Here is a 25,567-nt window from a genome sequence, read left to right as displayed (position 1 = left end):
GGCGGCCTGGCCGCTCAGTACGCCGCCGGGGGCTCCTTCTCCAGCCAGTCCAGGATCGCGTCGATCGGCTCCGCCCACCGGGCGTCCAGCATCAGGTCGTGGCCCATCCCGGGGAAGAGCAGCGGCGCCGAGCCGTACCGGCGGGCCACCCGGGTCAACGTCGACGCCGGCACCACCCGGTCGTCCGGGCTGCCCAGCACCAGCACCGGGGGCGCGCCCACGGCCGGCTCGGCCGCTGGCGCACCCAGCAGCGCCCACTGCGCCCGCCGACCCGCCCGACCGAGGCGTCCGACGTGCCGCCGGGCCTCCTCGTCGGGCAACTCACGGCTGAACAACTGCCCCCGGTTGAGCCGCAACGGCCCGCCGAACACCGCCGGCAGCGTGCCCGCGGGGTTGCGGCGCAACGCCGCGCCCAGCACTCCCCAGCCGCCGAAGACCGGCGCCACCAGGACCGCACCCCGCGCCGGGTAGCGGGCCAACGCATGCGCCACCACCAGGGCCCCGGCGCCGTGCCCCACCAGCACCGCCTGCCGCGGCAGGCTCGCGGCCACCTGGACCACATCGTGGGCGTACGCCCGCAGCGTCGCCTCCGGCGCCGGCTCGCTGCCACCGTGCCCGCGCAGGCTCACCGCGTACGCCGGGAACCCCCGCGACGCCGCGTGACCCAACCAGTGCTCGGCGAACGCCCACGCGCCGTGCCCGAACCCGGGAACGAAGAGCAGCGGCGGACGGCCCTGCTCCAGCTCGGGGATCGCGCTGAGCACCTCCCGTCGGACCGGACGGACCGGACGCGACCACTCCCGGCCCCGCATGATCCGCAGCTCACTCACTGGTCTGCCTCTCGTTCGCGACGATGCGGCTGGCGGCTCACTTGCCCTCCAGCTCGACCAGGGCACGCTGGATGGCGCGCAGGTAGTCGGCGTGCCCGACCTCGAACCAGTGCCGGCTGCTCTCCTTGACCGGCCCGGAGTACCGCTCCCCGGCCCGGTCCCGCACCCGAGACGCGAACGCGGTGGCCCGTTCCGGCCGGTCCCGACGAGCCCGTAGCAGTCGAGCGAAGAGCACCATCTGCCAGTGCGACAGGGTGAACAGCCCGGAGTCCGGTTGCAGCAGACCGGCGACCGCCAGCGTCGGATGCCCCGGGGTGAACGCGTTGAGCCAGAGCGTGGGTCGACCCGCGCCCGCGCTGTCGCCGAACACCGACGCGTCGAGGAACTCGAAGCGCGGCAGGTAACCGGTGGCGAAGACGACCACCTCGGGATCGATCTCACGGCCGTCGGCCAACTCCACCGCGTACGGGTGGAACCGGGCGATGTCCGGCACCGGGCCGATCGCGCCGTGGCCCACGTAGTAGACGAGCTGACTGTTCGCGATCGGGTGTGTCTCGTACACCCGGTGGTCGGGCTTGGGCAGGCCGAAGCGGGTCAGGTCGCCGACGGTCAGCCGCAGCGTCCAGTGGTAGAGCCACTGCCGCACCCGCAGCGGCACCCGCAGCGCCAACAGGGTGTCGTTGACCTGGTCGGCGGGGCGACCGAAGACGTACTTCGGGGCGTACCAGTAGCCGCGCCGGGTGGAGTGCCAGCAGCGCGACGCCTGCTGGGCGGCCTCGACGGCGATGTCGCAGCCGGTGTTGCCGGCGCCGACCACCAGCACCCGCTTGCCGCGCAGCTGCGCCGGGTCCTTGTACGACGAGGCGTGCATGATCTCGCCGCGGAACTCCTCCAGGCCCTCGTAGCGGGGCAGCTTCGGTGACCAGTTGTGGCCGTTGGCGATCACCACGGCGGCGTACCGGGCGGTGCGCTCGGGGCCGTACCCGCCGGTGGAGCGGGTGGTCACGTCCCACCGCTCCCCCTCGGCGGGCTCGACCCGGATCACCTCGGTGCCGAACCAGATGTGCGAACGCAGGTCGAAGTGGTCGGCGTACCGCTCGAAGTAGGACAGCAGCTGACCGTGGTGCGGGTAGTCCGGCCAGGAGTCCGGCATCGGGAAGTCGGGGAACTGGGTGAACGGCTTCGACGAGATCAGGTGGGTGCTGGCGTACACCGGGCTGCGGTCGTGTCGCCAGTTCCAGGCGCCGCCGACGCCCGTCTCCCGCTCGTAACAGTCCACACCGAACCCATGCTCGCGCAGGTTCTTGATAGCGGTCAGGCCGCTGGCCCCGGCCCCGATGACGCAGACCGTGTCGCCCCGGTCGGAGACCGGGCGGCCGTCGCTGCTCGCCGCGGGCGAGGTCGCCTCCGGGTCGGGCCGGCCGTGGTCGGTGGAGGTGGACACCGGGGACATCTCCTTTTGGTACGGCAGGCGTGCCGGTCGCCGCGAAATCCTCTCCACAACCGGGCCGGATGTCCAGTCCCGAGCCGGACATGTCGACTGTCGGGCCGGGGTCGGGGGTCAGCCGGTGCTGGGCAGCAGCAGGTCGACCAGGACCGGGAAGTGGTCGCTGGCTCGGCGGGTCTGCGGAGTGTCGACCACGTCGTAGTCGACCACGGTGATCCGCGGGTCGACGAAGAGCGCGTCGATGCGTCGGCGCGGGTCGGCGCAGGAGTAGGTGAGCCGCTCGGCCCGGTCGGCCGCCACCGCGGCGTCGGTCAACCCGCGCGACACGGTGGCCCAGGCGGGCCCGTCCGGGCCCTCGTTGAGGTCCGCCCCGGCCAGCACCGGGCTGGTCGCCGCGTCCAGGCCACGCTTGAACTCGGCCGCCTGGGAGGGCCGCTCGGCCGGGTCGGTGGACAGGTGCGAGCCGGCCACTGTGAACTGGGCGTCACCGACCCGGCAGTCGGCGTACGCGGCACCCCGCAGGTGCCGGCCGGGGGTCAGCGGGAAGCGCTGGCAGCGGGTGCCCCGCACCTGGACCCGCAGGCTGGTCAGCAGCAGGTTGCCCAGGGCGGGCAGCCCACCGGCGGCCACCACCAGGCCGAACGAATCGGCCAACGTGGCGGACTTCTGCCGCCACCGGAACCGGCGCGGCCCCTCCTGCACGATCACCACGTCCGGGGTCGCGGCCCGGACCACCGCCGCCAGCGCGGCGGTGTCGTCGCGCTGGCCGTGAATGTTGTACGACACCACCCGCAGCGGCACACCCATCCCGGACCGCCTCAGATCCGGCGGGCCAGGTCGGCGGCGCCGATCACCCCGGCACTGTTGCCCAGCTCCGCCGGCAGCACCTCGGCCACCGGCAGCCGGCCGCGCTGGGCGAGCGCGTCGAGGTACGAGCGGCGGGTGGGGCCGAGCAGCAGGTCGCCGGCGTCGATCACACCGCCGCCGACCACCAGGGTCTGCGGGTCGAGGATCTGCGCCATGTCGGCGAGGCTGGTGCCCAGCCACCGGCCGATCTGCGCGAACGCCTCGGCGGAGATCGGGTCGCCGCCCTGCGCGGCGGCCGTCACCATCGGGCCGGTGATCGCCTCGGCCTCGCCGCCGGCCAGCTTCAGCAGGGCGGTGGCCCGGTTGGGCTCCTGCCGGGCGCCGGCCCGGGCGAACCGGACCAGAGCGCTGCCGCTGGCGTACTGCTCGATGCAGCCCAGCCGGCCGCAGCCGCACTGGTGCCCGTCCGGCACGGCCAGCATGTGGCCCAGCTCCGCGGCGATGCCGTGCGCGCCGCGCACCAGATCGCCACCGAGGACGATGCCGCCGCCCACACCGGTGCCGATGGTGAACATGATCATCGAGTCGTCGGCGTCGCGGGCCGCGCCGTAGCGGAACTCGGCCCACGCGGCGACGTTACCGTCGTTCTCCACGATCACCGGCAGACCGACGGCCTCGCTGACGTACGCGCGCAGCGGTTCGTCACGCCAGGCCAGGTTGGGGGCGAAGAGCACTGTCGAACGGTTGGCGTCGATCCAACCGGCCGCGCCGATACCGACGGCCTCGATGGTCCGCCCGGCAGCCAGTTCGCCAACCAACTCGATGATGACGTCCCGGGTCTTGGCGACGTCATCGGCGGGAGTGTCCCGTCGGGTCTGCACGAGGACCGTGCCGGTGTCGTCCACGACACCACCGGCCACCTTCGTGCCACCGACGTCGACTCCGATGGTCAGCGTCACCGCTACCGCCCCCCTCTGCTGTGCTGTCCGGCCCCGGGCCCGGCCCACTGCCGGTCCGGGTCGGAATGTCCCGCGCTCAGGCGCCGTCGCCCGATGCTTTCGCGCTGGCGTCATCGGGCACCCGCGAGGCGGGCACCACGGGACGGGTGGTCGGTGCCGGTACGGTCGCCGACCCGGCCTCGTCGACGGGTGGTACGGCGGCCGGGGCGAGTGGGTCCGCCGTCCGGGTGGCGACCGACCAGACATCCCGCTCCGGCGCCGGCTGAGAATCATGCCCGGTGCGGGTGGCATCGCGCCACACGTGGTCGTCGCCGGTCGCGGTGGACGGGGCGTTCGGGGGTGGCTCGGAGAGCAGGTCGTCGGTGCTCGCGGCGGGTGCCGGCGACGGCGGGGCGGTCGGCCCGGCGGTCGGCCCGGCCGGGCCCGGCGCGGACGGTTCCACCGGGGAGAACGCGCGGAGCAGGCTGGCCACCCCGGCGGCGAGGTCACCGGCGCCGGTGGCGAGGCGTTCGGCGAATTCCGGACTCGGGTCCCGCAACGCGGCGATGCCCCGACAGACCGGGCAGACGCAGCATTCGGCCGAACCGGTGGCGAAAGCACCACCGGCGCCGGAGCGCCCGTCCGGCCCCGGGCTGTGACCGAGGACACCGGACAGCATCCCGCCCAACGAGCCGAACGCGCCGCCGGCCGAGCCGGCGGAGGCCAGTCGGGCCCCCGCCAGCAGGGTGGCGACCAGCCGCTCTGCTTCTTCCCGGGCCGAACCCGGATCCGTTCCGCCCACCGTCGGCTCCTCTACCGTGCCACCGGACACGTCACTGCGCCGCGCCGGTTGCTTCTACCCGGCGCTTGAGCTGCTTCAACGCGGTGTCCATGATCATCTTCTCGGCCTTGCGCCGAAACATCCCCAGCATGCCGACCGACAGGTCGACCTCCAGCGTGTAGGTCACCGTGGTGCTGCCGTCCGGGTTGCCCACCAGGTCGTACGAGCCACGCTGGGCCTTCTGCATCTTCGAGGGGGCGACCAGGTGCCACTCGATCCGGGACAGGTCCTCGGCGTACTCGTAGGCGAGCACGTAATCGTCGGCCATCACCCCGGCGTCGATGGTGAAATGCACCTGACTGGCGTAGCCGTCCTCGTACTCCTCGACGACCTCGGCGCGGCGCACCGCGTCGGTCCATTCCGGGTAGCGCGCGAAGTCGCAGATGACCGCCGTCACCCGATCCGGTGCGGCGTCGATGATGATCGACTGGGTGGAGGAGTCCGCCATGGGGGGAGGCTACCCGCCTCCTGGTTGTCCCACCCCTACCGCCCGCCGGGTAGGTTTCGACACAGCCGACGCCCACGGCGGCGGCCGGTCCGACCAGTGTGAGCACGAAGGAGTGCAGGTGCGCGAGTTCTCCGTCCCGCCGATCGTCACCGTTGGCGACGCGGCCAACCTCACCGATCCGGTCTGGGACAATGCCGAAGTCGCACCCGACACCGTCCAGTTCGCCCGCCCCACCCCGGGCGCCGACGGCACCGTGAAGGCCTGGACCGAGGTGACCTGCCTCCAGTTCCGCGACGAGGTGGCCGCCGTGGCCCGCGGGCTGATCGCCGCCGGCATCGAGCCGGGTGTCCGGGTCGGGCTGATGAGCCGCACCCGCTACGAGTGGACGCTGCTGGACTACGCCATCTGGGCCGTCGGCGCGGTGACCGTGCCGATCTACGAGACGTCCAGCGCCGAGCAGGCCGCGTGGATCCTCGCGGACTCCAACGCGGTCGCCGTCGTGGTGGAGACCGACGCGCACGCCGCCCTGATCGCCGGTGTCCGGCACCGGCTGCCCGAGCTGAGCCAGGTCTGGCAGATCGATCTCGGCGGGGTCGACGACCTGGTCACCACCGGCGCCACGGTCGAGCTGGCCGAGGTCGAGCGGCGACGCAAGGCCGTCCGCGCCGGCGACCTGGCGACCATCATCTACACCAGCGGCACCACCGGCCGACCCAAGGGCTGCGTACTGACCCACCGCAACATGTACGCCGACATCGCCAACGCCGTGCCGGTGCTGCCGAACCTGTTCAACGCCGGCGCGAGCACCCTGCTCTTCCTCCCGCTGGCGCACGCCTTCGCCCGACTCATCCAGATCGGCGTCGTGCAGGCGCGGGCCACCATGGCGCACTGCGCCGACACCAAGAACCTGGTCGCCGAGCTACAGGCGTTCCGGCCGACCTTCGTGCTCTCCGTACCCCGGGTGTTCGAGAAGGTCTACAACGCCGCCAAGCAGAAGGCCGAGGCGGACGGCAAGGGCGGCATCTTCGCCCGCGCCGAGCAGGTCGCCATCGCGTACAGCGAGGCTCTGGAGACCCCGGGCGGGCCGGGCCTGGCGCTGCGCGCCCAGCACGTGGTCTTCGACCGGCTGGTCTACCGCAAGCTGCGCGCCGCGCTCGGCGGGCGCTGCCGGGACGCGATCTCCGGCGGTGCGCCGCTCGGCGCCCGGCTCGGTCACTTCTTCCGGGGCATCGGCGTGACGGTCCTGGAGGGCTACGGCCTCACCGAGACCTCGCCCGCCGCCGCGGCGAACCTACCCACCGGCACCCGGATCGGCAGCGTCGGCCGCCCGCTGCCGGGCGTGACCGTGCGGATCGAGGACGACGGCGAGATCCTGATCTCCGGCGAGCTGGTCTTCGAGGGTTACTGGCGCAACGAGACCGCGACCGCCGAGGCGATCACCGCCGACGGCTGGTTCCGCACCGGTGACCTGGGTCAGCTCGACACCGACGGCTACCTGAGCATCACCGGCCGCAAGAAGGAGCTGATCGTCACCGCCGGCGGCAAGAACGTCGCCCCGGCCGTGCTGGAGGATCTGGTCCGGGCGCATCCGTTGATCAGCCAGTGTGTCGTGGTCGGCGACGCCAAGCCGTTCATCGCGGCGCTCGTCACCGTCGACGAGGAAGCGCTGCCGGCCTGGCTGGAGAGCGCCGGGATGCCCCTCGACACCTCCATGGAGCAGCTGCGCGAGCACGAGGGCCTGCGCAAGGAGATCCAGGCCGCCATCGACACCGCCAACCAGGCCGTGTCCAAGGCCGAAGCGATCAAGGCGTTCCGGGTCCTGCCCCACGACTTCACCGAGGCGACCGGCGAGTTGACCCCGTCGCTCAAGGTCAAGCGCCAGGTTGTCCACAAGACGTACGCGGCGGAGATCGCCGACATCTACCGAGGCTGACTACCATCCGTCACGTGCCCGCATCCACAGCCACCGCACCTCACCCGCATCCCCTCGCCGCGGCCGCCCGCCTGGTGATGTTGGCGCTGGTCGCCGTCCTGACCCTGTTCGCCACCCGCGACGTCGCCCAGCTGTGGTGGATCGCGTTGCTGGCGGTGGCCGGGCTGCCGTCCCTGCTGGCACCGCAGCACCGGCTGGTCGGCCCGCTGAGCCGGGTCGCCGAGGTGGTGGTGCTGGGGCTGGCCGCGAGCCACGTCGCCGCTGTCGCGTCCATCGGCGGCACTGTCGACGGCCTGGGCGCGTCGGCGGTGCTGCCCTACCTGGCGGTCCCGGTGACCGTCACCGCGCTGCGCCGCCGCTTCTCCGAGGGCGCCGCCCTGCTCGTGGTCACCGCCGCCACCCTGCTGGTCAGCGGCGCGCTGACCCGGGTCGACGGCGGGCTCCAGCTCGGCCAGCCGGGCTACCTGGCGGTCTGCGCGCAGTGGCTGATCCTGGCGGCGCTGGGGCTCTACGCCGCCGGCACCCTGCACCGGGTGATGGCCGTCCGCGGCGAGGGCAAACCCCAGCCGTACGCGGAGGCCACCCGGCTGCTGACCCAGCTGCGCACGGTGGCCCGGCAGTTGCCCGGGGCGACCCTGGACCCGGGCGGCATCTCCGAGCACCTCCTGGAGGAGCTGCGCACGGTGGCCCGCGCCGATCGGGGCGCGGTGCTGTCGGCCAGCGGTGGTGGTCGGCTCGTGGTGCTCGCCCAGGCCGGCGTCGACCGGGTGGACTGGGAGACGACGCTGGACGCGGATTCGGCGATCGCCGACGCCTGGGCCACCCAGCAGGCCACCACGGCCGCCCGGTCGCAGTCCCGCTCGCACCGCGGTGGCGACGTGTCGGCGCTGATCGTTCCGCTGGTCGCCGGGGTGCGTACGGTGGGGTTGGTGGTGCTGGAGGCCGACGCCGCGCAGGCGTATCCGCCGGCGGTGGTGTCCCGGGTGACCGGGCTGACCCGCCCGGCCGCGCTGCGGCTGGAGGCGGCGCTGCTCTTCGACGAGGTGCGCTCGCTGGCCACCAACGAGGAGCGGCAGCGGCTGGCCCGGGAGATCCACGACGGGGTGGCACAGGAGCTGGTGATGGTCGGCTACGGCATCGACAACGCCCTGGCCACCGTCTTCGACGACGCCGACGAGACCGCCGAGGCCCTGCGTACGCTGCGTGGCGAGGTGACCCGGGTGATCCAGGAGCTGCGGCTGAGCCTCTTCGAGCTGCGCAGCGAGGTGGACCGGCAGGGTGGGTTGGCCGCCGCGATCGCGGAGTACGCGCGCACCGTGGGCGCCTCCGGCGGACTGCGGGTGCACCTCTCGCTGGACGAGTCCACCGCCCGGCTGCCGGCCGCCACGGAGGCCGAGTTGCTGCGCATCGCGCAGGAGGCGGTGACCAACGCGCGCAAGCACGCCGGGGCGTCGAATTTGTGGGTCACCTGTGAGGTCGACCCCCCGTACGCGCAAATAGAAGTGTCGGATGACGGTCAGGGGATGGCTGACCAGCGCCCGGACGGGCGGTACGGTCTTGCGATCATGGCCGAGAGGGCGGAACGTATCCGGGGCCGGTTGGAGATCAGGCCGCGGCAACCCAGCGGCACGACCGTGGCGGTGGTTCTCGGCACCTCGGCCCGGCGCGATAACGTGCGCGGCAGCGCAGCACCAGAAGGGAAGTAACCCGAGGATGACCACAAGTCCGATTCCGGCCACCCGCACCAAGGTCCTCCTTGTCGACGATCATGACCTGATTCGCAAGGGTCTGCGGCACGCGTTCGAGCGCGACCGCCAGTTCGAGGTCGTCGGTGAGGCGGCCACGGCGGCGGAGGGGGTACGCCAGGCCGGCGCCTTGCAGCCGGACGTGGTGATCATGGATCTGCGGCTGCCCGACGGCAGCGGCCTGGAGGCCACCCGCGCACTGCGCAAGTCCAGCGCGTCGATGGGCATCGTGGTGCTGACCATGTACGCCGGCGACGACCAGCTCTTCGGCGCCCTGGAGGCCGGCGCGAGCGCCTTCGTGCCGAAGACCGCCCCGGCCGACGAGGTGGTGGCCGCCGCACGGCACGCCGCCTCCTCCCCCAGCGCGTTCACCGCAGCCGATCTGGCCGAGGCGATGAAGCGCCGGCTCGCCCCGTCCGGCCCGCAGTTGTCGCCCCGAGAAGGGCAGGTGCTGCGGCTGCTCGCCGACGGGATGAGCGTGGCGGGCATCGCCAAGCAGCTGTTCGTCAGCGAGTCCACGGCGAAGACGCACATCTCCAAGCTCTACGAGAAGCTCGGGGCGGCCAACCGGGCGCAGGCCCTGATGACCGCGCTCCGGCTCGGCCTGCTCGAGGCACCGGACGCGCCGAAGTTCTGACCTGCCTCCCGCTCGTCGAGCGGGACGTCGCGACCGACGGTCCGCGCCAGCTTCTTCCCGGCGCGGACCGTCGCGCATCGACCGACGTCGGCGGGCAACCTTCCGCGCGCTATGGTCTGGCGTGCGTGGCGGGTGCACAATACCCGCGCGGGCGACGATGCTCGCGTCGCGGACTCGAGGGGTGAAACGCATGCAGCGGCCGGACTGGGCACCCGACACCATCGACATCGAGCGCCCGAGCGTCGCGCGGATGTACGACTACTACCTCGGCGGCTCGCACAACTTCGCCGCCGACCGGGCCGCGGCGCAGGCGATGGTGGCCGCGGTGCCCGAGGCGCCGTTGATGGCCCAGGCCAACCGGGCGTTCCTGCGCCGGGCCGTGCACCACCTCGCCGAGGCCGGGGTCCGGCAGTTCCTGGACATCGGCTCGGGCATCCCGACCGTCGGCAACGTGCACGAGATCGCCCAGCAGCTCGACCCGCGGTCGCGAGTGGTCTACGTGGACGTCGACCCGGTGGCGGTGGCGCACAGCCGCGAGATTCTCGCCGGCAACGAGCAGGCCGCGGTGGTGCAGGAGGACCTGCGCAACCCGGAGGCGATCCTGGCCCATCCGGACGTCCGCAAGCTGCTCGACCTGAGCCAACCGGTGGCCGTGATGGTGGTGGCCGTTCTGCACTTCGTCTCCGACCACGACCGACCGGCGGAGCTGCTGCGGACGCTGCGGGACGCGTTGGCGCCCGGCAGCTACCTGGTGCTGTCACAGGCCAGCGACGACGGGCGCAGCGAGGACGAACGGGCCGAGGCGGAGCGCGTCTACCGGCGCACCGACAGCCCACTCTGGGTGCGCAGCCGCGCCGAGCTGACCGCGCTCTTCGACGGGTTCGAGCTGCTCGACCCCGGCGTGGTCTGGGTGCCCGAGTGGCGACCGGACACTCCGGAGAGCGCGGAGGACGCCGAGCGGGCGGTCTTCATGGGCGGCGTCGGGCGCCTCGGTGGCTGAGTCGCCCACGGCGACCCCCTCCCCGGGCACGTTCGCCCGGGCCTGGGCCAAGGCGGTCTCCGGCACCAGCTACCTACCGATGACCAGGCCCAGTTGGAGTCCCTGCTGGACCGGCTCACCGGGCAACTGGCCAGCGCGTTGCTCACCGAGCCGTTCGACCTGCGTGCCGGGCACCGGGTCGGCGCCGAGTTGGTCGCCGCGCACATCGCTTCCGCCGAAGGGCTGGGCCGTACCGTCGAGGTCATCCAGCTCCGCCTGGTGCGCGACCTGGGCCTGGTGGCCGAGGACGTCGAGGACCGGATGGCCCGGCTGCTGGCGGCCGTGGCGACCGGTTACGCCCGCGCGCTGCGCGACCGGACGCTCGACGAGCAGGAGTCGATCCGCCGCGCCGCGATGCAGGCCCGCACCCAGGCCGAGCGGGCGCTGCGGGCCAGCGAGGCCCGGTTCCGACATCAGGCCACCCACGACCCGCTCACCGGCCTGCCCAACCGGACGCTGTTCACCGAACGGCTCGCCGCCGCGATCAACGAGCCGGGCCGGGGCGCGCAGCGGATCGGGGTGTGCTTCCTGGACCTGGACCGCTTCAAGGTCGTCAACGACACCCTCGGGCACCAGATCGGTGACCTGCTGCTGGCCACGGTGGCGGAGCGGCTACGCAAGGCCATGGGTGAGCACCTGGTGGCCCGGCTCGGCGGCGACGAGTTCGTCATCCTGGTGGAACGCACCGCCGGCACCGACGACATGGTCGCGGTGGCCGAGGCGGCGCTCGCGGCGGTACGCACCCCGGCCCTGGTCGACGGGCACGAGCTGCAGATCTCGGCGAGCATCGGCATCGTCGAGCGCCAGGTGGCCGGGGCCAACCCCACGGACCTGATGCGGGCCGCCGACAGCACCCTGCACTGGGCGAAATCCGCCGGCGGAGCGCGGTGGGCCCTCTACGACGCCGAGCGTAACCAACGTGAACTGGCCCGGTACGCGCTCTCCGCGGCCATCCCGGCGGCCCTGGAGCGGGGCGAGTTCTACCTCGACTACCAGCCGCTGACCTCGCTGCGCGACGGCAGCCTGGTCGGGGTGGAGGCGCTGGTCCGCTGGCGGCACCCCGAGCTGGGGGTGCTGCGGCCGGACAGCTTCATCGGGTTGGCCGAGGAGACCGGTCTGATCGTCCAGTTGGGCGGGTGGGTGCTGGCCGAGGCGTGCCGCGAGGCCGAGGCATGGTCGGCCGGGGGCGGCGCCGCGCCGTTCGTCAGCGTCAACCTGGCGGTACGGCAGGTGCACCGGCCCGGGTTGGTGCAGGAGGTCCGGGCGCTGCTGCGGCAGACCGGCCTGCCACCGCAGCGACTCCAACTGGAGATCACCGAGAGCACGATGATGAGCACCGCCGAAGAGCCGGTACGCGCCCTGCGGGTCCTCGCCGATCTCGGCGTACGCATCGCCATCGACGACTTCGGCACCGGCTACAGCAACCTGGCGTACCTGCGGGACCTGCCGGTGACCGAGCTGAAGGTGGCCGGCGAGTTCGTGGCCGGCCTGCGGTCGCCCTCCGTCGGTCGCACCGACGAGCGGATCCTCGCGTCCCTGGTCTCGCTGGCGCACGCGCTGGACCTGACCGTCACCGCCGAAGGGGTGGAGACCGCCGGGCAGGCCGAGCGGCTGCGCGCGATCGGCTGCGACGCCGCCCAGGGCTGGCACTTCGGCCGCCCCGCCCCCGCCGATCGCATCCTGGCCCGCATCCGCTGAACCTCCGGCCCTGGCCCCGGGCCCGCGCAACGCCGCTGGCCCGGGCTCACCTGCTGCCCAGACGAGCAAGATCCACACGAGGCACGGGATGAGCCTGGGTCGGGTTTCTCCGTTGAGGGTGATGTCTGTGCGTCATCAAGATGACGCACAGACATCACGCTGATTCCGGCCATGCCCAGCACGCTCGACACGCAGGGTAGACACTGTCTACGCCGCCTGGTAGACAGTGTCTATGGATGCGGACGAGACGGGCCTGCGGGCGCGGCTGGTGGCCGCCGGGGTGGACCTGGTGCTGCGCGAGGGCCAGTCGGCGGTGTCGCTGCGGGAGATCGCCCGCCGTGCCGGGGTCTCGCACGGGGCGCCGCGCCGCTACTTCCCCTCCCACGTCGACCTTCTCTCCGCCATCGCCCGGGAGGGCTTCGCCGACCTCACCGCCCGGGTCGAGCAGACCATGCGCGACGTCGACCCGGATCCGCGTACCCGATTGACCGCGCTGGCCCGGACGTACCTGGACTTCGCGGCGACCCACCGCGGCATGTTCGAGTTGATGTTCCGCCACGACCTGCTGGACAGCGGCCGGCTGCGGCTGCGCGAGACGAGCCTGCCGCTGTTCGCCGTCCTGGCCGACCTGGTGGCGCGGGCGCGCCGGCCGACCGACGCGCCCGCGGCGGTCCTCGCCGGCGCGCTCTGGGCGAACCTGCACGGCATCGCCCAACTCTGGGCCTGGGGCAGCCTGCCGCTGGCCACCGGCACCACCGACGACGACGCCCTGCTGCGCGCCGCGTTGGAAGCCCACCTCGGCCCGGCGCCGGCCTGACACTCGACCCCGGAGGACACGTGCCCCTGCTGTACGACGTCACCAAACTGACCGTCGGCACCGCGCTGCGCTTCGGCTGGCGGCCCCGGGTGGAAGGGCTGGAGCATCTACCCCGACACGGCGGCGCGATCCTCGCCGGCAATCACCTGTCCGTCGCCGACGAATGGTTCCTCGTCACCTCGACGCCCCGACACGTCACCTTCTGGGCGAAGGTCGAGTACTTCACCGGCCGGGGGCCGGGTGGCTGGCTCAACCGGCGGATCGTCGCCGGCATGGGCGCCATCCCGGTCGACCGCGCCGGCGGCCGGGCCGCCCTGCGCGCCCTCGACGCCGCCATCCCGGTGCTGCGCGCCGGCGGCCTGGTCGCCATCTACCCGGAGGGCACCCGCTCCCCGGACGGGCGGCTCTACCGGGGCCGGGTCGGGATGACCCGACTGGCCCGCGACGCGGGGGTGCCGATCATCCCGGTCGGCGTGCTCGGCACCGCCGAGGTGCTGCCGGTCGACGCGCGGCGCCCCCGTCGACACCCGGTCACCCTGCGGTTCGGCCCGCCGATCCCGGTCGCCGAACGGATCAACGGGCCGCGCGACATCCGGACGGTCACCGACGAGGTGATGGCGGCGATCCAGAAACTCACCGGCCAGGAGTACGTGCCGCGCTACGCGCCCGCCCGGGAGAGCTGAACGCGGCTGGCGATCAGCCGGCGAGCAGTGCCGCCATGCGTTCCGCCTGCGCCTCCCAGCGCCACTCCCGTTCCACCCACGCCCGGCCGGCGGCACCCAGTTGGCGGGCCAGGTCACGGTCGGCGAGCAGCCGGGCGACCCGCTCGGCGAGCTGGGTGACGTCCCGGCCGCGTACGACGTAGCCGGTCTCGCCCTCGCGGACCGCGTCCGGTGCGCCGCCGGAGTCGCCGGCCACCACCGGCAGGCCGGTCGCGGATGCCTCCAGGTAGACGATGCCCAGCCCCTCAACGTCGAGGCCGCGGTTACGGGTGCGGCACGGCATCGCGTAGACGTCGCCGGCCGCGTAGTGCGCCGGCAACTCGACCGACGGCACCGAGCCGGTGAACACCACGTCCCGTTCCACACCGGTCTGTCGGGCCAGCTTCTCCAGGGTCGCCCGGTACGGCCCGCCACCGACGATCAGCAGCGCCGCGTCGGGCACCCGGCGGCGGATCTCCGGTAGCGCCCGGATCAGTGTGTCCTGACCCTTGCGCGGCACCAGTCGGGACACACAGACGACCACCGGCCGGTCGGTCAACCCGAGCCGGGCCCGGACCTGTTCACCGTCCACTGTCGGGTGGTAGGTGTCCACGTCGACCCCGGGCGCGAGCCGACGCAGCTCGGTCACCCCGTCCAGCACACGGGCCAACCGGCTCCGGGTGTACTCGCCGAGATAGGTGGTCACGTCGACACCTCGACCGATGCGCCGCAGCGCCGGCCGGGCGGCCGGCACCGCCGCCCAACCGACCTCGTGGCCATGGGTCTGCGCCACCACCCGGCGGATGCCGGCCCGCCGCCGCAGCCCGGCCGCGAGCAACCCCAACGGGGCGGCCGCGCCGAACCACACCGTGTCGCAGTCGTACGCGCGAGCCAACCGGACCGCCCGCCGGGCGATCAGCGGGGTGGGCAGCAGCACCCGGGTGCGTTCCCGGATCACCTCGAACGGCTGGTCGGCGTCGAACTTCGCGGCCCCGCGCCAGCTCGACGCGTAGACGACCACCGAGCCGGCCGGCTGACGCACCGCGAGGTTGTGCACAAAGGACTGGATCCCACCCGGGCGGGGCGGGAAGTCGTTGGTGATCAGCAGAGTGCGGCTCATCGGCCGACCTCCCGGGCGTACGCGCGGGCGGCGGCCATCCGCTCCACGGTGGACGGATGTGAGGCCGAATAGAGGTATTCCCAGCGGGGCGGGTCCGGATCGCCGAGGTTGACCGAGCTGAGCCGGCGCTGCATCGACTCGAAGGACTCCGGGTCGTTGGTGAGCGCGAGCGCGTGCGCGTCGGCCCGCGCCTCCACCCGACGGGACATCAGCGCCTGCACCGGAGCGGCGACCAGACCGGCCACCGTGACCAGTGCGACCAGCAGCGGAAACGCGCGCGGCTGGGCCACCGAGTCGACACCGGCCAGTCGCAGCAGTGGCCCCCACGAACCGAGCAGGTAGAGCGCCACCACGGCCGCCGCGGCACCCAGCGCGCCGGTCAGCGTGCCCACCGCCACGTCGGAGTCCTTCGCGTGCCCCAACTCGTGCGCCACCACGGCGGTCACCTCGGCCGGGGTCGCCTCGCGCAGCAGCGTGTCGTAGACGACCACCCGTCGGGTCGGCCCGAGACCGGAGACGTACGCGTTGACCGCCCTGGTGCGACGGGAGGCATCGGCGACCAGCACGTCCCGCACCGGCACCCCGTCGCGGGCGGCCATGCTCATCAGCTCCGTGCGCAACGGGCCCTGCTCCATCGGGGTGAACCGGTTGAACACCGGCTCCACCAGCACCGGCAGCACGAACGACAGCAGCACCACCAGCACCGCGGCACCGGCCGCGCCGAAGGCCCACCACCAGCGCGGCGCGAGCCGGATGACCGCGTAGAAGCCGAACAGCGCCACCGCGCCGATCACCGCGCTGACCGCGTACGACTTGAGCAGGTCGACCGCCCAGCCGCTCCAACCGTTGGTGCTCAACCCGTAGCGGGTGAGCACGCTCTGCCGCCAGGCGGCGAACGGGAGCGTCACCAGGTCGGCGACGAGCACCACCGCCAGCCCGCCGAGCACCGCCTGCGCGGCCCAGTGCCCGCCGAACGGCCGGCCCACCAGCTCGACCAGGCGACTGCCCAGCGGGGTCAACCCGAGCGCGAGGGCGACCAGCAGCCCGACGGCGAGCGCGGCGTAGCCGCCGGGGCGCAGCGCGGCCCGGAACTCGCGGCCCTTGGCCACCTGCTCGGCCGGCAGGTCGCCCAGCGCGGCGAGCTGATCGGCGCGCGGTGCCGGCGGGCGGTGCCACGGGATGAGCAACGCGGCCAGCACGACCAGCGCGATCGTCAGCCCGGCCAGGGCCAGCAGCGCCCACCCGCGCGGGGTCACCGCGACACCGCCTGTCGGGCCGTGACGCCGCCACCGAGCGCGCCGTCGACAAGCCCGCCGTCGTGCCGTCGTTCCCCGCTCATCGCGCCGCTCCTCCCGCCGTGACCGCTCATCCTATGGCCCGCGAAAAGCCCGCTTCCGGGCGCGGTGTCGGGCTCAGGCCACGCGGCGGGTGCCACGACGGCGAGCTGCCTGCGGGCGCGCGGGCGCGGCCAGCACCTCCACGTCGAAGCCGGCCCGAGCGAGCACCTCGATGGCCTCGACCTCGGCGGCAACCAACCCGGCCGCCGGGGACGTCTCGTCGAACAGGGCGGTCAGTGGGCAGCCGGAGCAGCCGTCGGCCCGCTTCGCGCACCCGTCGCAGTCGATGAGCATCGTGCCTCCTGGTCGGCTCGCGATGCCCGGTCGACGCCCTGTCGTCGTCGACCGAGCACCGTCGGTCACATCGACGCTAACCACCGGGTACGACAGGAACCCCGTCCGACCGCCCGTTTCAGGGCTAGATCCACTCCAGATCAGCGATATCGGGGTATCCCACCCGTTCGGAACGCCCGACATCACGAAGCCCGTGTCGATCAAACGAGAAGGGGCATCGTTTCGTCGACCGGCCACCCGGGCACTTGGCGACGGTGGCCGACCTCGATGCTTCGTCCGTCCTGGAATTCCGGCACTCCCCGCGCCGACATCGCCTCAGCATGGTTCTCGCCGTGCTGGGCGCTGCGGCCCTCTCCGCCTTCTACGCGGTGGTGTTCGACGAGGCGTGGTGGAAGGTGCTGCTGCGCTTCGGCATGATCGGCGCCATCGTCGCGCTGACTACCAACTGGCAGCTGCGCCGTCAGCCTCGCCTGCCGCTGCTGTTGACCGACGAAACGCTGCACGTAACCGGGCCGAACGGGACCAGACTCAGCATCGACTGGGTCAACATGGCCAGCGCCCAGGTTCGAGGGCGCCTGGATCCGTGGCTGGTGGTCGTGCCTCTCGACCCGCAGCAGACCCGTCCGCCCATGCGACCCAGGCAGTGGTCGACCCGCGGACGCGGCCCCTACGAGCTGGTCGTCCGGCTCGCCTGGATGAGGCCGGGCCCCGACGTGCTGCGTCGGGAACTGGCCCGGCGACTACCGACCACCTGACTGGCGACGGTCCGAGCGCCGACCCGGCAGAACGCCCGAGCAGCTCAGCGCCGCCGGCCCGGCAGGGGTGAGGCCTCAACCCTGCGCGTCGAGGTCACGGAGGGACCCTCCCGTCGGCGACAGCGGCAACGCTAGACCTCGCATACGACAGAGGCCCCGTCCGACAGATCGCTTGAGCGAGATCGACTCCGGTTCAATGAAGACGGGCCCTCCCAAGCGGCCGAACACCCCAACTTCATGAAACTCGTGTCGATCACGGCGCTGGCGGCGGCTGGGCTACCCGTACGGTCTTCTTGACGCTCTCGGGTGGAACAACGGCATTGAACAACGTGCTGTTCTCGTGGTCGAACAGCTCGGTGAGTCGGGCCAGCACAACCGCCGTCTCGTCGAGCGCCAGAATCTGGGCGTCGGCAGGATTGGCGCGCAGGATCTGCAGCATGCTGACCTCCCACTGGGCGACCAGGCCAGCCAGGATGAACTCCTGCGACCGGTACAACCGCCAGTTCGTGTCCCAGGAATAGAAGTTCCGGAGGCCGGCGGCGATGGCGACCACCACGCTGACCACCGCGAGGAAGACGTAATTCTTGTGTTCGTCGCGGATGATCTGCACCACGAACAGCAGGGGCAGCGTGATGCTCAGTACGACTTCGATCGCACCGATCACCTTGAACCAGATGACGTGCAGGCTCGCCAGCCGACGGTAGCGCCTGCGGTGCAGGGTCAGGAACCTGTCGATGAGCTGGGCACAGGCCGGGAAGGCGTCGGTCACCTCCGGTGACCACTGATAGGAACGCTGCAACGCCTCCCGTGACACTCCCAGCATTGACTCGTCCTCACATCCGGGCCGCCGAAGCTGCCCATGGTGAGTCCGGATGTGCGGATGTGGAACCAGCGTGTCGTGTAGACGTCAGGAGCGGGCGAGTCGCCGCAGCAGCGAGTCCGCGCCCAGCGGGTACGCCCCGTGCCGGCGTACCCCGTCGGCGACCTCGCGGTCCGACGAGATCACGACCACCGGCCGGCCCGCCGGTTCGGCGCGGACCAGCCGCCGGATCAGCTCGTCGGCGGTCTCGCCCTTGCGGGAGAAGAGCACCCGTACGCCGCGTGGCGCGGGCGGCAGACCGTGCATCCGCTCGGCGCCGTCGAAGACCACTGTGACCTCGTCGCCGGTCTGCGCGGCGATCCCGCCCAGCCCGGTGATCAGGCGTTTGCGCTGCTGCTCCAGGGACATCTCGCCGAAGCCACGCTTGGTGACGTTGTAGCCGTCCACCACGAGGTGCGCCCGGGGCAGGGCGAGCAGCTGGTCGAGCCGGGCCGGGTCGTCGGTGTCGCGGGCCCGCGCGGACGGGCCGGCCGGGGCGGTGCCCGGCTGCTCGGCGAACGCATCGGCGACGAAGTCGGCGGGGAGTTTGTCCACCGGATCGAGCGCGAGCTCCCGGCGCAGCCCGACGGCGGCCTGGCCGATGGTCTCCAGCAGCAGCCAGAGCCGGGCGTCGTCGACCGAACGCGCCTCCTTGGCGCTGGCCCGCGCCACCCCGGCGGCGGACTCGGCCTCGGCCAGCCGAGCCCGGGCGCGGCGGAGTTCGGCGTCCACGTCGGCGCTGGCGCGGGCGGCCCGGCCGCGCTCGGTGGCCAGCAGCTCGGTGGCCTTCCGCTCGCGGGCCTGGGTCTCGCGCAGGGTACGGGCCACCTGTCGGGACTCCTCACGGAGCTGACCCAACTCCTCGCGGACGCGGGCCAGCTCGTCGCGGAGCTTCTCGGCCTCGACCCGGGCCACCGCGCGGTCGTGCTCGGCCCGGGTGGCCCGCTGCTCGGCCTCGCGGACCAACTCGGCCACGACGGCGCTGTCCGCCTCGGCGCGAACGGCCGCGCCGCTGGCGTCGATCAGCTCCCGCCAGCCACGGGGCCGGGCCAGGTAGGCCAGCGCGGCCACCTCGACCGGGTCGGCGGCGGCCGGCGCGGTGCCTTCGACCACGGCCGCACCGAGGTCACCGGCGTCGGCCAGCACCCGCGCGGTGACCCGCTGCCGAAACAGCGGGTCGGCGGTGAGCTGGGCGGCGATGGCCGGCGCGCCGAGCCGGGCGCGTCGGTTGGGGGCGAACTTGGCCACCCGGCGCAACGGCACCGGGACCTCTTCGGTGGGGAGGGTGGGCAGCACCGCCGCGGTCAGCGTCACGATCCGCTGCCGGACCGGCTCGGGCAGGGTCGGCTCCGGCTCGGCGCTGACGCCCGCCGTCGGGTCCGATGCGCCGGATGTGTCGTTGACTACGTTGTCGTCCGGGTCGCCCGCAGCACCGTCGAGCGCGACCGGATCCTCCTGCGGGAGGTGGTCGTCGGACGGCTCGGTGAGGGGCATGTGGCAAGTCTCCCACCGCGACCGGGCCCACCGCCCGGTGAGTGAGCCGATCTCTCATCCTAGCCCCATGGTGACGGTTGGGACGGCTGTGACGGGAGTGTCGGACCGGGGCGCTAGCGTGCCGCCGATGGCACAGGCGGAGTACGTCCAGGAGTCACTGGCCGGTCTCGACCCGGCGGTGGGCGGGGTGGACCCGGCGCTGCCGCTCTACGCGACGACCTTCGTGGTGGTCGACCTGGAGACCACCGGCGGCGCGCCGGACGGCGGCGGGATCACCGAGATCGGCGCGGTCAAGGTGCGCGGTGGCGAGCAGTTGGGGGTGCTGGCGACCCTGGTCAACCCGGGGCAGCCGATTCCGCCCTTCATCACCGTGCTGACCGGCATCACCCAGGCCATGCTGGTGCCGGCCCCGCCGATCGAGCAGGTGCTGCCGAGCTTCCTGGAGTTCATCGACGACGCGGTGCTGGTGGCCCACAACGCCCCGTACGACGTGGGCTTCCTCAAGGCCGCCTGCGCCAAGCACGGCTACCGCTGGCCCAACCCCCGGGTGCTGGACACGGCGGCGCTCGCCCGCCGGGTGCTGACCCGCGACGAGGTGCCCAACCGCAAGCTCGGCACCCTGGCCGCCTACTTCCGCACCGCCACCCAGCCCACCCACCGGGCGCTGGACGACGCGAAGGCCACCGTCGACGTGCTGCACGGGCTGATCGGTCGGCTCGGTGGGCACCGGGTGGACACGGTCGGCGACGCCATCGAGTTCGCCCGGGCGGTCACCCCGACCCAGCGCCGCAAACGGCACCTGGCCGAGGGGCTGCCCAGGGTCCCCGGGGTCTACATCTTCCGGGCCGCCGACGACCGGCCGCTCTACGTGGGCACCTCGGTCGACATCGCCACCCGGGTGCGCAGTTACTTCACCGCCGGCGAGAAGCGGGCCCGGATCTCCGAGATGCTGGGCGCGGCCGAGCGGGTCGAGGCGGTGGAGTGCGCCCACTCGTTGGAGGCGGAGGTCCGTGAGCTGCGGTTGATCGCCGCGCACGCCCCGCCGTACAACCGGCGAAGCAAATACCCCGAACGGATGGTCTGGCTCAAGCTGACCGACGGTCCGTACCCTCGACTGTCGATCGTCCGCGAGCTCGCCCCCACCGACACCGCGTACCTCGGGCCGTTCACCTCCCGGCGGGCCGCCGAGCTGGCCGCCGCCGGTTTCCACGACGCGGTGCCGCTGCGCCAGTGCACACACCGGCTCTCGCTGCGCACCGTCACGCCGGCCTGCGCGCTGGCCGAGCTGGGTCGCTGCCCGGCACCCTGCGAACACAGGATCACCCCCGAGGAGTACGACGACAGCGCCGCCGCGCCCTTCCGCACCGCGACTGCCAGCGACCCCCAGCCGGTGGTGGACGCGCTGCTCGCCCGGATCGACGTGCTCTCGGCCGACCAGCGCTACGAGGAGGCCGCCGTGGTGCGGTCCCGGCTGGCCGCCGTGCTGCGGGCCACCGTGCGGATGCAGCGGCTGGCCGCGCTGACCGGGATCGTCGAGTTGGCGGCGGCCCGTCCGGCCGCCGGGGGCGGCTGGGAGTTGGCGCTGGTCCGGCACGGCCGGCTGGCCGGCGCGGGGGTGTCCCCGCCGGGCGTGCACCCCCGGCCCACGCTGACCACGATCCGGGCCACCGCGGAGACGGTGTCGGGCGGGCATGGTCCGGTGCCGGCCGCCACCGCCGAGGAGTCCGAGCGGATCCTGTCCTGGTTGGAGCGACCGGAGACCCGACTCGTCGAGATGTCCTCCGGCTGGTCCTCTCCGGCGAGTGGCGCGGCCCGGTTCCGTGACCTGCTGGCGAAGGCCGAGAGCGGCGCGTCCCACCAACTCTCGACCGAACGCTCATGACCAACTGACCGATCGGACTACGTCGACTCGCTTAGGCTGTTAGAGAAGTGCAGTCCTGCCCGATTCGTGGGCCTGCTCCCCGCCGCCGGGTTCTCGGCGATGCGGAGCCGGGGTGAGGAGGTGTCCCTCGTGGACGTCGACGCCGGACACGGCGCCGCCCTGGGGGGCGCCCTGCCGACACAGCCGGGTGAGCTGCCGCTCGCCCGCCGGTTGCGGTCGCTGCTCAGCTGGCCGACCACCGACTCCGACCCGGTAACCCAACTGGTGCGCACCCACCGGGGCATCCACGCCGGCACCGACCCCGCGGTGCTGCGCCGTGCCTACACGATCGCGGAGAACATGCACCGCGGGCAGTTCCGCAAGAGCGGGGAGCCGTACATCACCCATCCCCTCGCGGTGGCGCAGATCTGCGCCGAGCTGGGGATGGACACCACCACCCTGGTCGCGGCGCTGCTGCACGACACCGTGGAGGACACCCGCTACACCCTCCAGGCACTCGCCGAGGACTTCGGCGGCGAGGTGGCTCACCTGGTCGACGGGGTGACCAAGTTCGACAAGGCGTTCTACGGCAAGGCCGCCGAGGCGGAGACGATCCGCAAGATGATCGTCGCGGCCGCCAAGGACGTCCGGGTGCTGATCATCAAGCTGGCCGACCGGCTGCACAACATGCGCACCCTCGGGGTGCGCTCCGCGTCGTCGCGGGAACGGATCGCCCGCAAGACCCAGGAGGTGCTGGTCCCGCTCTGTGACCGGCTGGGCATCCAGACCCTCAAACGCGAGCTGGACGACGTGGTGCTGCTGCACCTCGAGCCCGACGAGCACGCCCGGCTGGCCCGACACGTGCACGACCGGCCGGGCTGGGATTCGTACCTCGACTCGGTGGTCACCCGGGCCCGGGTGGCGCTGCGCCGCAGCCGGGTCGACGCCGAGGTGAGCCCCCGCCCCCGCCACCTCTACTCGATCTGGAAGGACACCATCGCCGGCGGCCACACCGCCCCGTACGACCTGCCCCGCATCGTGGTGGTGGTCGACGGCCCGGCCACCGACTGTTACGCCGCGCTGGGCGCGATCCACGGCACCTGGCGACCGGTGCCCGGCCGTTTCAAGGACTTCATCGCCTCACCGAAGAACAACCTCTACCGCTCGCTGCACACCAGCGTCTGCGGCCCGCAGGACCGTACGGTGGAGGTGCTGATCCGCACCGAGGAGATGCACCGCTCGGCCGAGTACGGCATCGCCGCCGACTTCCGTTTTCCCCGCTCGGGCAGCGGCAGCGCCGCGGCCCGCGCCGAGCAGTTGGACTGGCTGCGCCGGGTGCTCGACTGGGAGCCGGACGCCGCCGACCCGGCACAGTTCTACGAGTCGCTGCGCTGCGACCTGGCCGAGGGGCAGATCCAGGTCTTCGCCGACGGGCGGCAGGTCGTGCTGCCGGCCGGCGCCACGCCTGTCGACCTCGCCTACGAGCTGGGCAACGACCGGGGCGACCACTGCCTGGCCGCCCGCATCAACGGTCGGCTGGCCCCGCTCAGTTCGGAGCTGGACGAGGGCGACGTGGTGGAGATCTTCACCGAGAACGACGGCGACAACGGCTTCGAGGCCGGGGTGGCACCGCGCGGCCCCCGCCGGGAGTGGCTGAGCTTCGTCAAGTCACCGCACGCGCAGATGCAGATCAACAGGTGGTTCGCCGAGCACACCGAGCCGGGCATCACGATCAGCGACAAGGTACGCCTCGGTCGGGCCACGATCGGGCTCGCGCTGCGCCAGCACAACCGGGGCCTGGCCAGTGACCTGCCGCTGCTGCGCCTCTCCGAGGAGTTGGGCTACCCCGACCTGGAGACCCTGCTGGTCGCGGTCTTCGACCGGGTGATCGAACCGGACACCGTGGTCCGCCAGCTCATCGACCTGGTCGACCATCGCCAGTGACCCGGCGGCCCCAGTGCGTCCGAAGGACATTCGTGACCACTAGCCTGGAGTCATGATCCCCCGCTCCCGCGCCACCGGTCGGGCCCTCTTCTACCAGGCCTTCTACCGGCTGCCGCTGCCGGTACGCCGGCGCCTGGTCCGGCTGGCCGTGCCCAAGTACATCGTCGGCGCGGTGACCCTGGTCCGGGACACCGAGGCGACGGGCGCGGGTCGGTTGCTGATGCTGCGCCAGCCGCCCGGCAAGGGTTGGTCACTCCCCGCCGGCCTGCTCAATCGGGGCGAGCCCCCGGTGGTGGGCGCGGCCCGTGAGCTGTTCGAGGAGTCCGGCATCCGGCTCCCCCCGTCCCGGCTGCGCCCGGCGGTGCCGAACGCGATCGTGCACGCCAAGGGCTGGGTGGACATGGTCTTCGAGACCGAGGTGCCGGCGTCCAGCACCGAGCTGACAGTCGACGGCGGGGAGGTCTTCGAGGCCGCCTGGCACCCCTTGGACGACCTGCCCAAGCTGACCTGGCCGACGGCCCGGCTGCTCGCCTACTACGACATCGGGCCGCTGGCCGGGAAGTTCCCGCCACCGGTGCCCGACGACACCCCGTGACCGGCGTGGCCGGGGTGCCGGCGGAGCTGTGCGCGGTGATACTCGCCGCCGGCGAGGGCACCCGGCTGCGCCCGCTCACCGAACGGGTGCCCAAGGCCCTCTGCCCGGTGGGCAACGTACCCCTGTTGGAGCGGGCGTTGACGCGGCTGGCCGGCCTGGGCCTGACCGGTCCCGACCGGGTCGCGGTGAACGCCTGCTACCTCGGCGACCAGGTGGTGGCGCAGGTCGGCGACCGCGCGCACGTGTCGGTGGAGCCGGGCGACCCGCTGGGCACCGCGGGTGGCGTGGCCAACCTGCGGGACTGGATCAACGGGCGGCCGGTGCTGGTCGGCAACGCCGACGCGTACCTCGCCGACCCGGCCGTTCCCCCGGGCCCGGACGTGGCCGCCCTGCTCGACGGGTGGGACGGGCACACCGTACGCCTGCTCGGTCAGCCCGCCGCGGACCCGGCGGCTCCGGGCACCTTCGCCGGGCACTGCTTCACCGGTTTCTCGCTGCTGCCCTGGCGGCTGGTCCGGGACCTGCCGGTGGTCTTCTCGGACCTGGTCCGCGCGGTGTGGCGGCCGGCCGAGGCGACGGGCGCCCTGGAGGTGGTGCCCTATCCGGGCACCTTCTTCGACACCGGCACCCCGGCCGACTACCTGGCGGCCAATCTGCACGCCGCGGCCGGTGGCGCTCTCGTCGACCCGACCGCGACGGTGACCGGACGCTGCGTGCGGTCGGTCGTCGGCGCGGGCGCGCGGGTGGACGGCGACGTGTTCCGCACTGTGGTGTGGCCGGGCGCGACGGTACGCGCCGACGAGCGGCTGCGGAACGTGATCCGGGCCGGGAGCGACCTGACGGTGCCCTGCGCCGCCCAGGGCTGAGCCCCGACGGCTCCCGCCTCCGGTCTCGGCCGGAACATCTAGCATGGGCGACGACACCGACGAACGGAGAAATGCCCCGTGATCACCGCGATCGTGCTGATCGACTGCGCCACCGATGCGATCCCCGAGGTGGCGGAGACCCTGGCCAACCTTCCCGGTGTCAGCGAGGTCTACTCGGTGGCCGGGCACGTCGACCTCATCGCCATCGTCCGGGTCCGCGAGTTCGACCAGATCGCCCAGGTCATCGCGGGCAACATCTCCAAGGTCCCGGGCGTGCTCAACACCGACTCGCACATCGCCTTCCGGGCGTACTCCCAGCACGATCTGGAGGAGACGTTCGCGATCGGCCTGGCCAGCGCCGACTGACCCGCTCGCCGTACGCGGACCCGTGCCGGCCGTACGGCGGCGCGCAGCCGTTTCGGGGCCCGGCCGGCGGCGCGCACAGAGCGGTGGGGGGCCCCCCCGGGGGGGGCCACCCGGCCCCGGGGGGGCGTGCGGTCGTGCTGTGGGGCGGGGGCGAGGGGGGGGGGCCCCCCCCGGCCCGGGGGGTCAGCGGCGCCG

Annotated in this window: 23 protein-coding genes and 1 pseudogene; 13 read left to right on the top strand and 11 right to left on the bottom strand. The window is 73.0% G+C overall.

From position 1 onward, the window contains the following. Positions 1 to 14: 14 nt before the first annotated feature. The 6 genes from ABZU52_RS16925 to ABZU52_RS16900 all read right to left on the bottom strand — a co-directional run bounded on the left by ABZU52_RS16925 (position 15) and on the right by ABZU52_RS16900 (position 5,311). Entirely contained in the window at positions 15 to 812 is a 798-nt protein-coding gene (locus ABZU52_RS16925) for an alpha/beta fold hydrolase (RefSeq protein ID WP_354971948.1), read from the bottom strand. 55 nt (positions 813 to 867) lie between these two features. Beyond that, entirely contained in the window at positions 868 to 2,274 is a 1,407-nt protein-coding gene (locus tag ABZU52_RS16920) for an NAD(P)-binding domain-containing protein (protein ID WP_354971939.1), read from the bottom strand. A 117-nt stretch (positions 2,275 to 2,391) separates the two neighbouring features. Beyond that, complete coding sequence (locus ABZU52_RS16915) at positions 2,392 to 3,099, bottom strand: endonuclease/exonuclease/phosphatase family protein (RefSeq protein ID WP_354971947.1); 708 nt, start codon at positions 3,097 to 3,099, stop codon at positions 2,392 to 2,394. Next, on the bottom strand, positions 3,096 to 4,043 hold the full coding sequence (locus ABZU52_RS16910) for an ROK family glucokinase (protein WP_354971938.1): 948 nt from the start codon (positions 4,041 to 4,043) through the stop codon (positions 3,096 to 3,098). Before ABZU52_RS16910 ends, ABZU52_RS16915 begins: the two co-directional genes overlap by 4 nt. Before the next feature lie 76 nt (positions 4,044 to 4,119). Continuing rightward, complete coding sequence (locus ABZU52_RS16905) at positions 4,120 to 4,824, bottom strand: hypothetical protein (RefSeq protein ID WP_354971937.1); 705 nt, start codon at positions 4,822 to 4,824, stop codon at positions 4,120 to 4,122. Between the two features lie 31 nt (positions 4,825 to 4,855). Further along, positions 4,856 to 5,311, bottom strand: a complete 456-nt coding sequence (locus ABZU52_RS16900) for an SRPBCC family protein (protein ID WP_354971936.1) — start codon at positions 5,309 to 5,311, stop codon at positions 4,856 to 4,858. Between the two features lie 118 nt (positions 5,312 to 5,429). Here ABZU52_RS16900 and ABZU52_RS16895 point away from each other — a divergent pair, with 118 nt between their 5' ends. The 7 genes and pseudogenes from ABZU52_RS16895 to ABZU52_RS16865 all read left to right on the top strand — a co-directional run bounded on the left by ABZU52_RS16895 (position 5,430) and on the right by ABZU52_RS16865 (position 13,863). Continuing rightward, a complete protein-coding gene (locus ABZU52_RS16895) occupies positions 5,430 to 7,244 on the top strand; it encodes a long-chain fatty acid--CoA ligase (protein ID WP_354971935.1) in 1,815 nt (604 codons plus the stop codon). A 14-nt stretch (positions 7,245 to 7,258) separates the two neighbouring features. Next, positions 7,259 to 8,950, top strand: coding sequence for a GAF domain-containing sensor histidine kinase (locus ABZU52_RS16890; RefSeq protein WP_354971934.1), 1,692 nt, complete (start codon positions 7,259 to 7,261; stop codon positions 8,948 to 8,950). Positions 8,951 to 8,957: 7 nt separating this feature from the next. Next, on the top strand, positions 8,958 to 9,626 hold the full coding sequence (locus ABZU52_RS16885; protein ID WP_030337723.1) for a response regulator transcription factor: 669 nt from the start codon (positions 8,958 to 8,960) through the stop codon (positions 9,624 to 9,626). Between the two features lie 190 nt (positions 9,627 to 9,816). Further along, entirely contained in the window at positions 9,817 to 10,626 is an 810-nt protein-coding gene (locus ABZU52_RS16880) for an SAM-dependent methyltransferase (RefSeq protein WP_354971933.1), read from the top strand. A 79-nt stretch (positions 10,627 to 10,705) separates the two neighbouring features. Then, positions 10,706 to 12,363: pseudogene (locus ABZU52_RS16875) on the top strand (bifunctional diguanylate cyclase/phosphodiesterase). A 232-nt stretch (positions 12,364 to 12,595) separates the two neighbouring features. Continuing rightward, entirely contained in the window at positions 12,596 to 13,180 is a 585-nt protein-coding gene (locus tag ABZU52_RS16870; RefSeq protein WP_354971932.1) for a TetR/AcrR family transcriptional regulator, read from the top strand. Positions 13,181 to 13,200: 20 nt separating this feature from the next. Then, positions 13,201 to 13,863, top strand: coding sequence for a lysophospholipid acyltransferase family protein (locus ABZU52_RS16865; protein WP_354971931.1), 663 nt, complete (start codon positions 13,201 to 13,203; stop codon positions 13,861 to 13,863). Between the two features lie 13 nt (positions 13,864 to 13,876). Here ABZU52_RS16865 and ABZU52_RS16860 read toward each other — a convergent pair whose 3' ends face one another. The 3 genes from ABZU52_RS16860 to ABZU52_RS16850 all read right to left on the bottom strand — a co-directional run bounded on the left by ABZU52_RS16860 (position 13,877) and on the right by ABZU52_RS16850 (position 16,632). Next, positions 13,877 to 15,001: a glycosyltransferase family 4 protein gene (locus ABZU52_RS16860; RefSeq protein ID WP_354971930.1), complete on the bottom strand. Its 1,125-nt coding sequence runs from the start codon at positions 14,999 to 15,001 to the stop codon at positions 13,877 to 13,879. Then, entirely contained in the window at positions 14,998 to 16,257 is a 1,260-nt protein-coding gene (locus ABZU52_RS16855) for a M48 family metalloprotease (protein WP_354971929.1), read from the bottom strand. The genes ABZU52_RS16860 and ABZU52_RS16855 overlap by 4 nt, the downstream gene beginning before the upstream one ends. A 156-nt stretch (positions 16,258 to 16,413) precedes the next feature. Further along, positions 16,414 to 16,632, bottom strand: a complete 219-nt coding sequence (locus tag ABZU52_RS16850) for a hypothetical protein (RefSeq protein WP_354971928.1) — start codon at positions 16,630 to 16,632, stop codon at positions 16,414 to 16,416. A gap of 320 nt (positions 16,633 to 16,952) precedes the next feature. Between ABZU52_RS16850 and ABZU52_RS16845 the strand changes: the two genes are divergently transcribed. Then, positions 16,953 to 17,387 (top strand): hypothetical protein, encoded by a 435-nt coding sequence (locus ABZU52_RS16845; protein WP_354971927.1) that lies wholly within the window; start codon positions 16,953 to 16,955, stop codon positions 17,385 to 17,387. 253 nt (positions 17,388 to 17,640) lie between these two features. Here the strand turns inward: ABZU52_RS16845 and ABZU52_RS16840 are convergent, their stop codons facing one another. Together ABZU52_RS16840 and ABZU52_RS16835 are read right to left on the bottom strand one after the other, a co-directional pair. Beyond that, the gene (locus ABZU52_RS16840) at positions 17,641 to 18,210 is read right to left on the bottom strand and encodes a hypothetical protein (protein ID WP_354971926.1); all 570 of its coding nucleotides are present in this window, start codon (positions 18,208 to 18,210) and stop codon (positions 17,641 to 17,643) included. 84 nt (positions 18,211 to 18,294) lie between these two features. Continuing rightward, positions 18,295 to 19,740 (bottom strand): NYN domain-containing protein, encoded by a 1,446-nt coding sequence (locus tag ABZU52_RS16835; RefSeq protein ID WP_354971925.1) that lies wholly within the window; start codon positions 19,738 to 19,740, stop codon positions 18,295 to 18,297. A 127-nt stretch (positions 19,741 to 19,867) separates the two neighbouring features. Here ABZU52_RS16835 and ABZU52_RS16830 point away from each other — a divergent pair, with 127 nt between their 5' ends. From ABZU52_RS16830 to ABZU52_RS16810, 5 genes are all read left to right on the top strand, one after another. Then, entirely contained in the window at positions 19,868 to 21,622 is a 1,755-nt protein-coding gene (locus ABZU52_RS16830) for a DEDD exonuclease domain-containing protein (protein ID WP_354971924.1), read from the top strand. Between the two features lie 129 nt (positions 21,623 to 21,751). Next, positions 21,752 to 23,545: an HD domain-containing protein gene (locus ABZU52_RS16825; RefSeq protein WP_354971946.1), complete on the top strand. Its 1,794-nt coding sequence runs from the start codon at positions 21,752 to 21,754 to the stop codon at positions 23,543 to 23,545. 52 nt (positions 23,546 to 23,597) lie between these two features. Further along, entirely contained in the window at positions 23,598 to 24,140 is a 543-nt protein-coding gene (locus tag ABZU52_RS16820) for an NUDIX domain-containing protein (RefSeq protein ID WP_354971923.1), read from the top strand. Further along, entirely contained in the window at positions 24,137 to 25,006 is an 870-nt protein-coding gene (locus ABZU52_RS16815) for a sugar phosphate nucleotidyltransferase (protein WP_354971922.1), read from the top strand. Before ABZU52_RS16820 ends, ABZU52_RS16815 begins: the two co-directional genes overlap by 4 nt. A gap of 78 nt (positions 25,007 to 25,084) precedes the next feature. Next, positions 25,085 to 25,372: an Lrp/AsnC ligand binding domain-containing protein gene (locus tag ABZU52_RS16810; RefSeq protein WP_354971921.1), complete on the top strand. Its 288-nt coding sequence runs from the start codon at positions 25,085 to 25,087 to the stop codon at positions 25,370 to 25,372. Positions 25,373 to 25,567: the final 195 nt, after the last annotated feature.

This window comes from Micromonospora sp. NPDC005220 (assembly GCF_040607895.1).
Classification (GTDB): Bacteria; Actinomycetota; Actinomycetes; order Mycobacteriales; family Micromonosporaceae; genus Micromonospora.
This window is presented reverse-complemented; position numbering and strand designations above follow the sequence as displayed.

Coding starts and splice junctions, on each gene's coding strand:
- ABZU52_RS16870 (WP_354971932.1), top strand. CDS start 12,596: ATGGATGCGGACGAGACGGGCCTGCGGGCGCGGCTGGTGGCCGCCGGG.
- ABZU52_RS16925 (WP_354971948.1), bottom strand. CDS start 812: ATGCGGGGCCGGGAGTGGTCGCGTCCGGTCCGTCCGGTCCGACGGGAG.
- ABZU52_RS16880 (WP_354971933.1), top strand. CDS start 9,817: ATGCAGCGGCCGGACTGGGCACCCGACACCATCGACATCGAGCGCCCG.
- ABZU52_RS16820 (WP_354971923.1), top strand. CDS start 23,598: ATGATCCCCCGCTCCCGCGCCACCGGTCGGGCCCTCTTCTACCAGGCC.
- ABZU52_RS16900 (WP_354971936.1), bottom strand. CDS start 5,311: ATGGCGGACTCCTCCACCCAGTCGATCATCATCGACGCCGCACCGGAT.
- ABZU52_RS16840 (WP_354971926.1), bottom strand. CDS start 18,210: ATGCTGGGAGTGTCACGGGAGGCGTTGCAGCGTTCCTATCAGTGGTCA.
- ABZU52_RS16845 (WP_354971927.1), top strand. CDS start 16,953: ATGGTTCTCGCCGTGCTGGGCGCTGCGGCCCTCTCCGCCTTCTACGCG.
- ABZU52_RS16835 (WP_354971925.1), bottom strand. CDS start 19,740: ATGCCCCTCACCGAGCCGTCCGACGACCACCTCCCGCAGGAGGATCCG.
- ABZU52_RS16830 (WP_354971924.1), top strand. CDS start 19,868: ATGGCACAGGCGGAGTACGTCCAGGAGTCACTGGCCGGTCTCGACCCG.
- ABZU52_RS16850 (WP_354971928.1), bottom strand. CDS start 16,632: ATGCTCATCGACTGCGACGGGTGCGCGAAGCGGGCCGACGGCTGCTCC.
- ABZU52_RS16885 (WP_030337723.1), top strand. CDS start 8,958: ATGACCACAAGTCCGATTCCGGCCACCCGCACCAAGGTCCTCCTTGTC.
- ABZU52_RS16860 (WP_354971930.1), bottom strand. CDS start 15,001: ATGAGCCGCACTCTGCTGATCACCAACGACTTCCCGCCCCGCCCGGGT.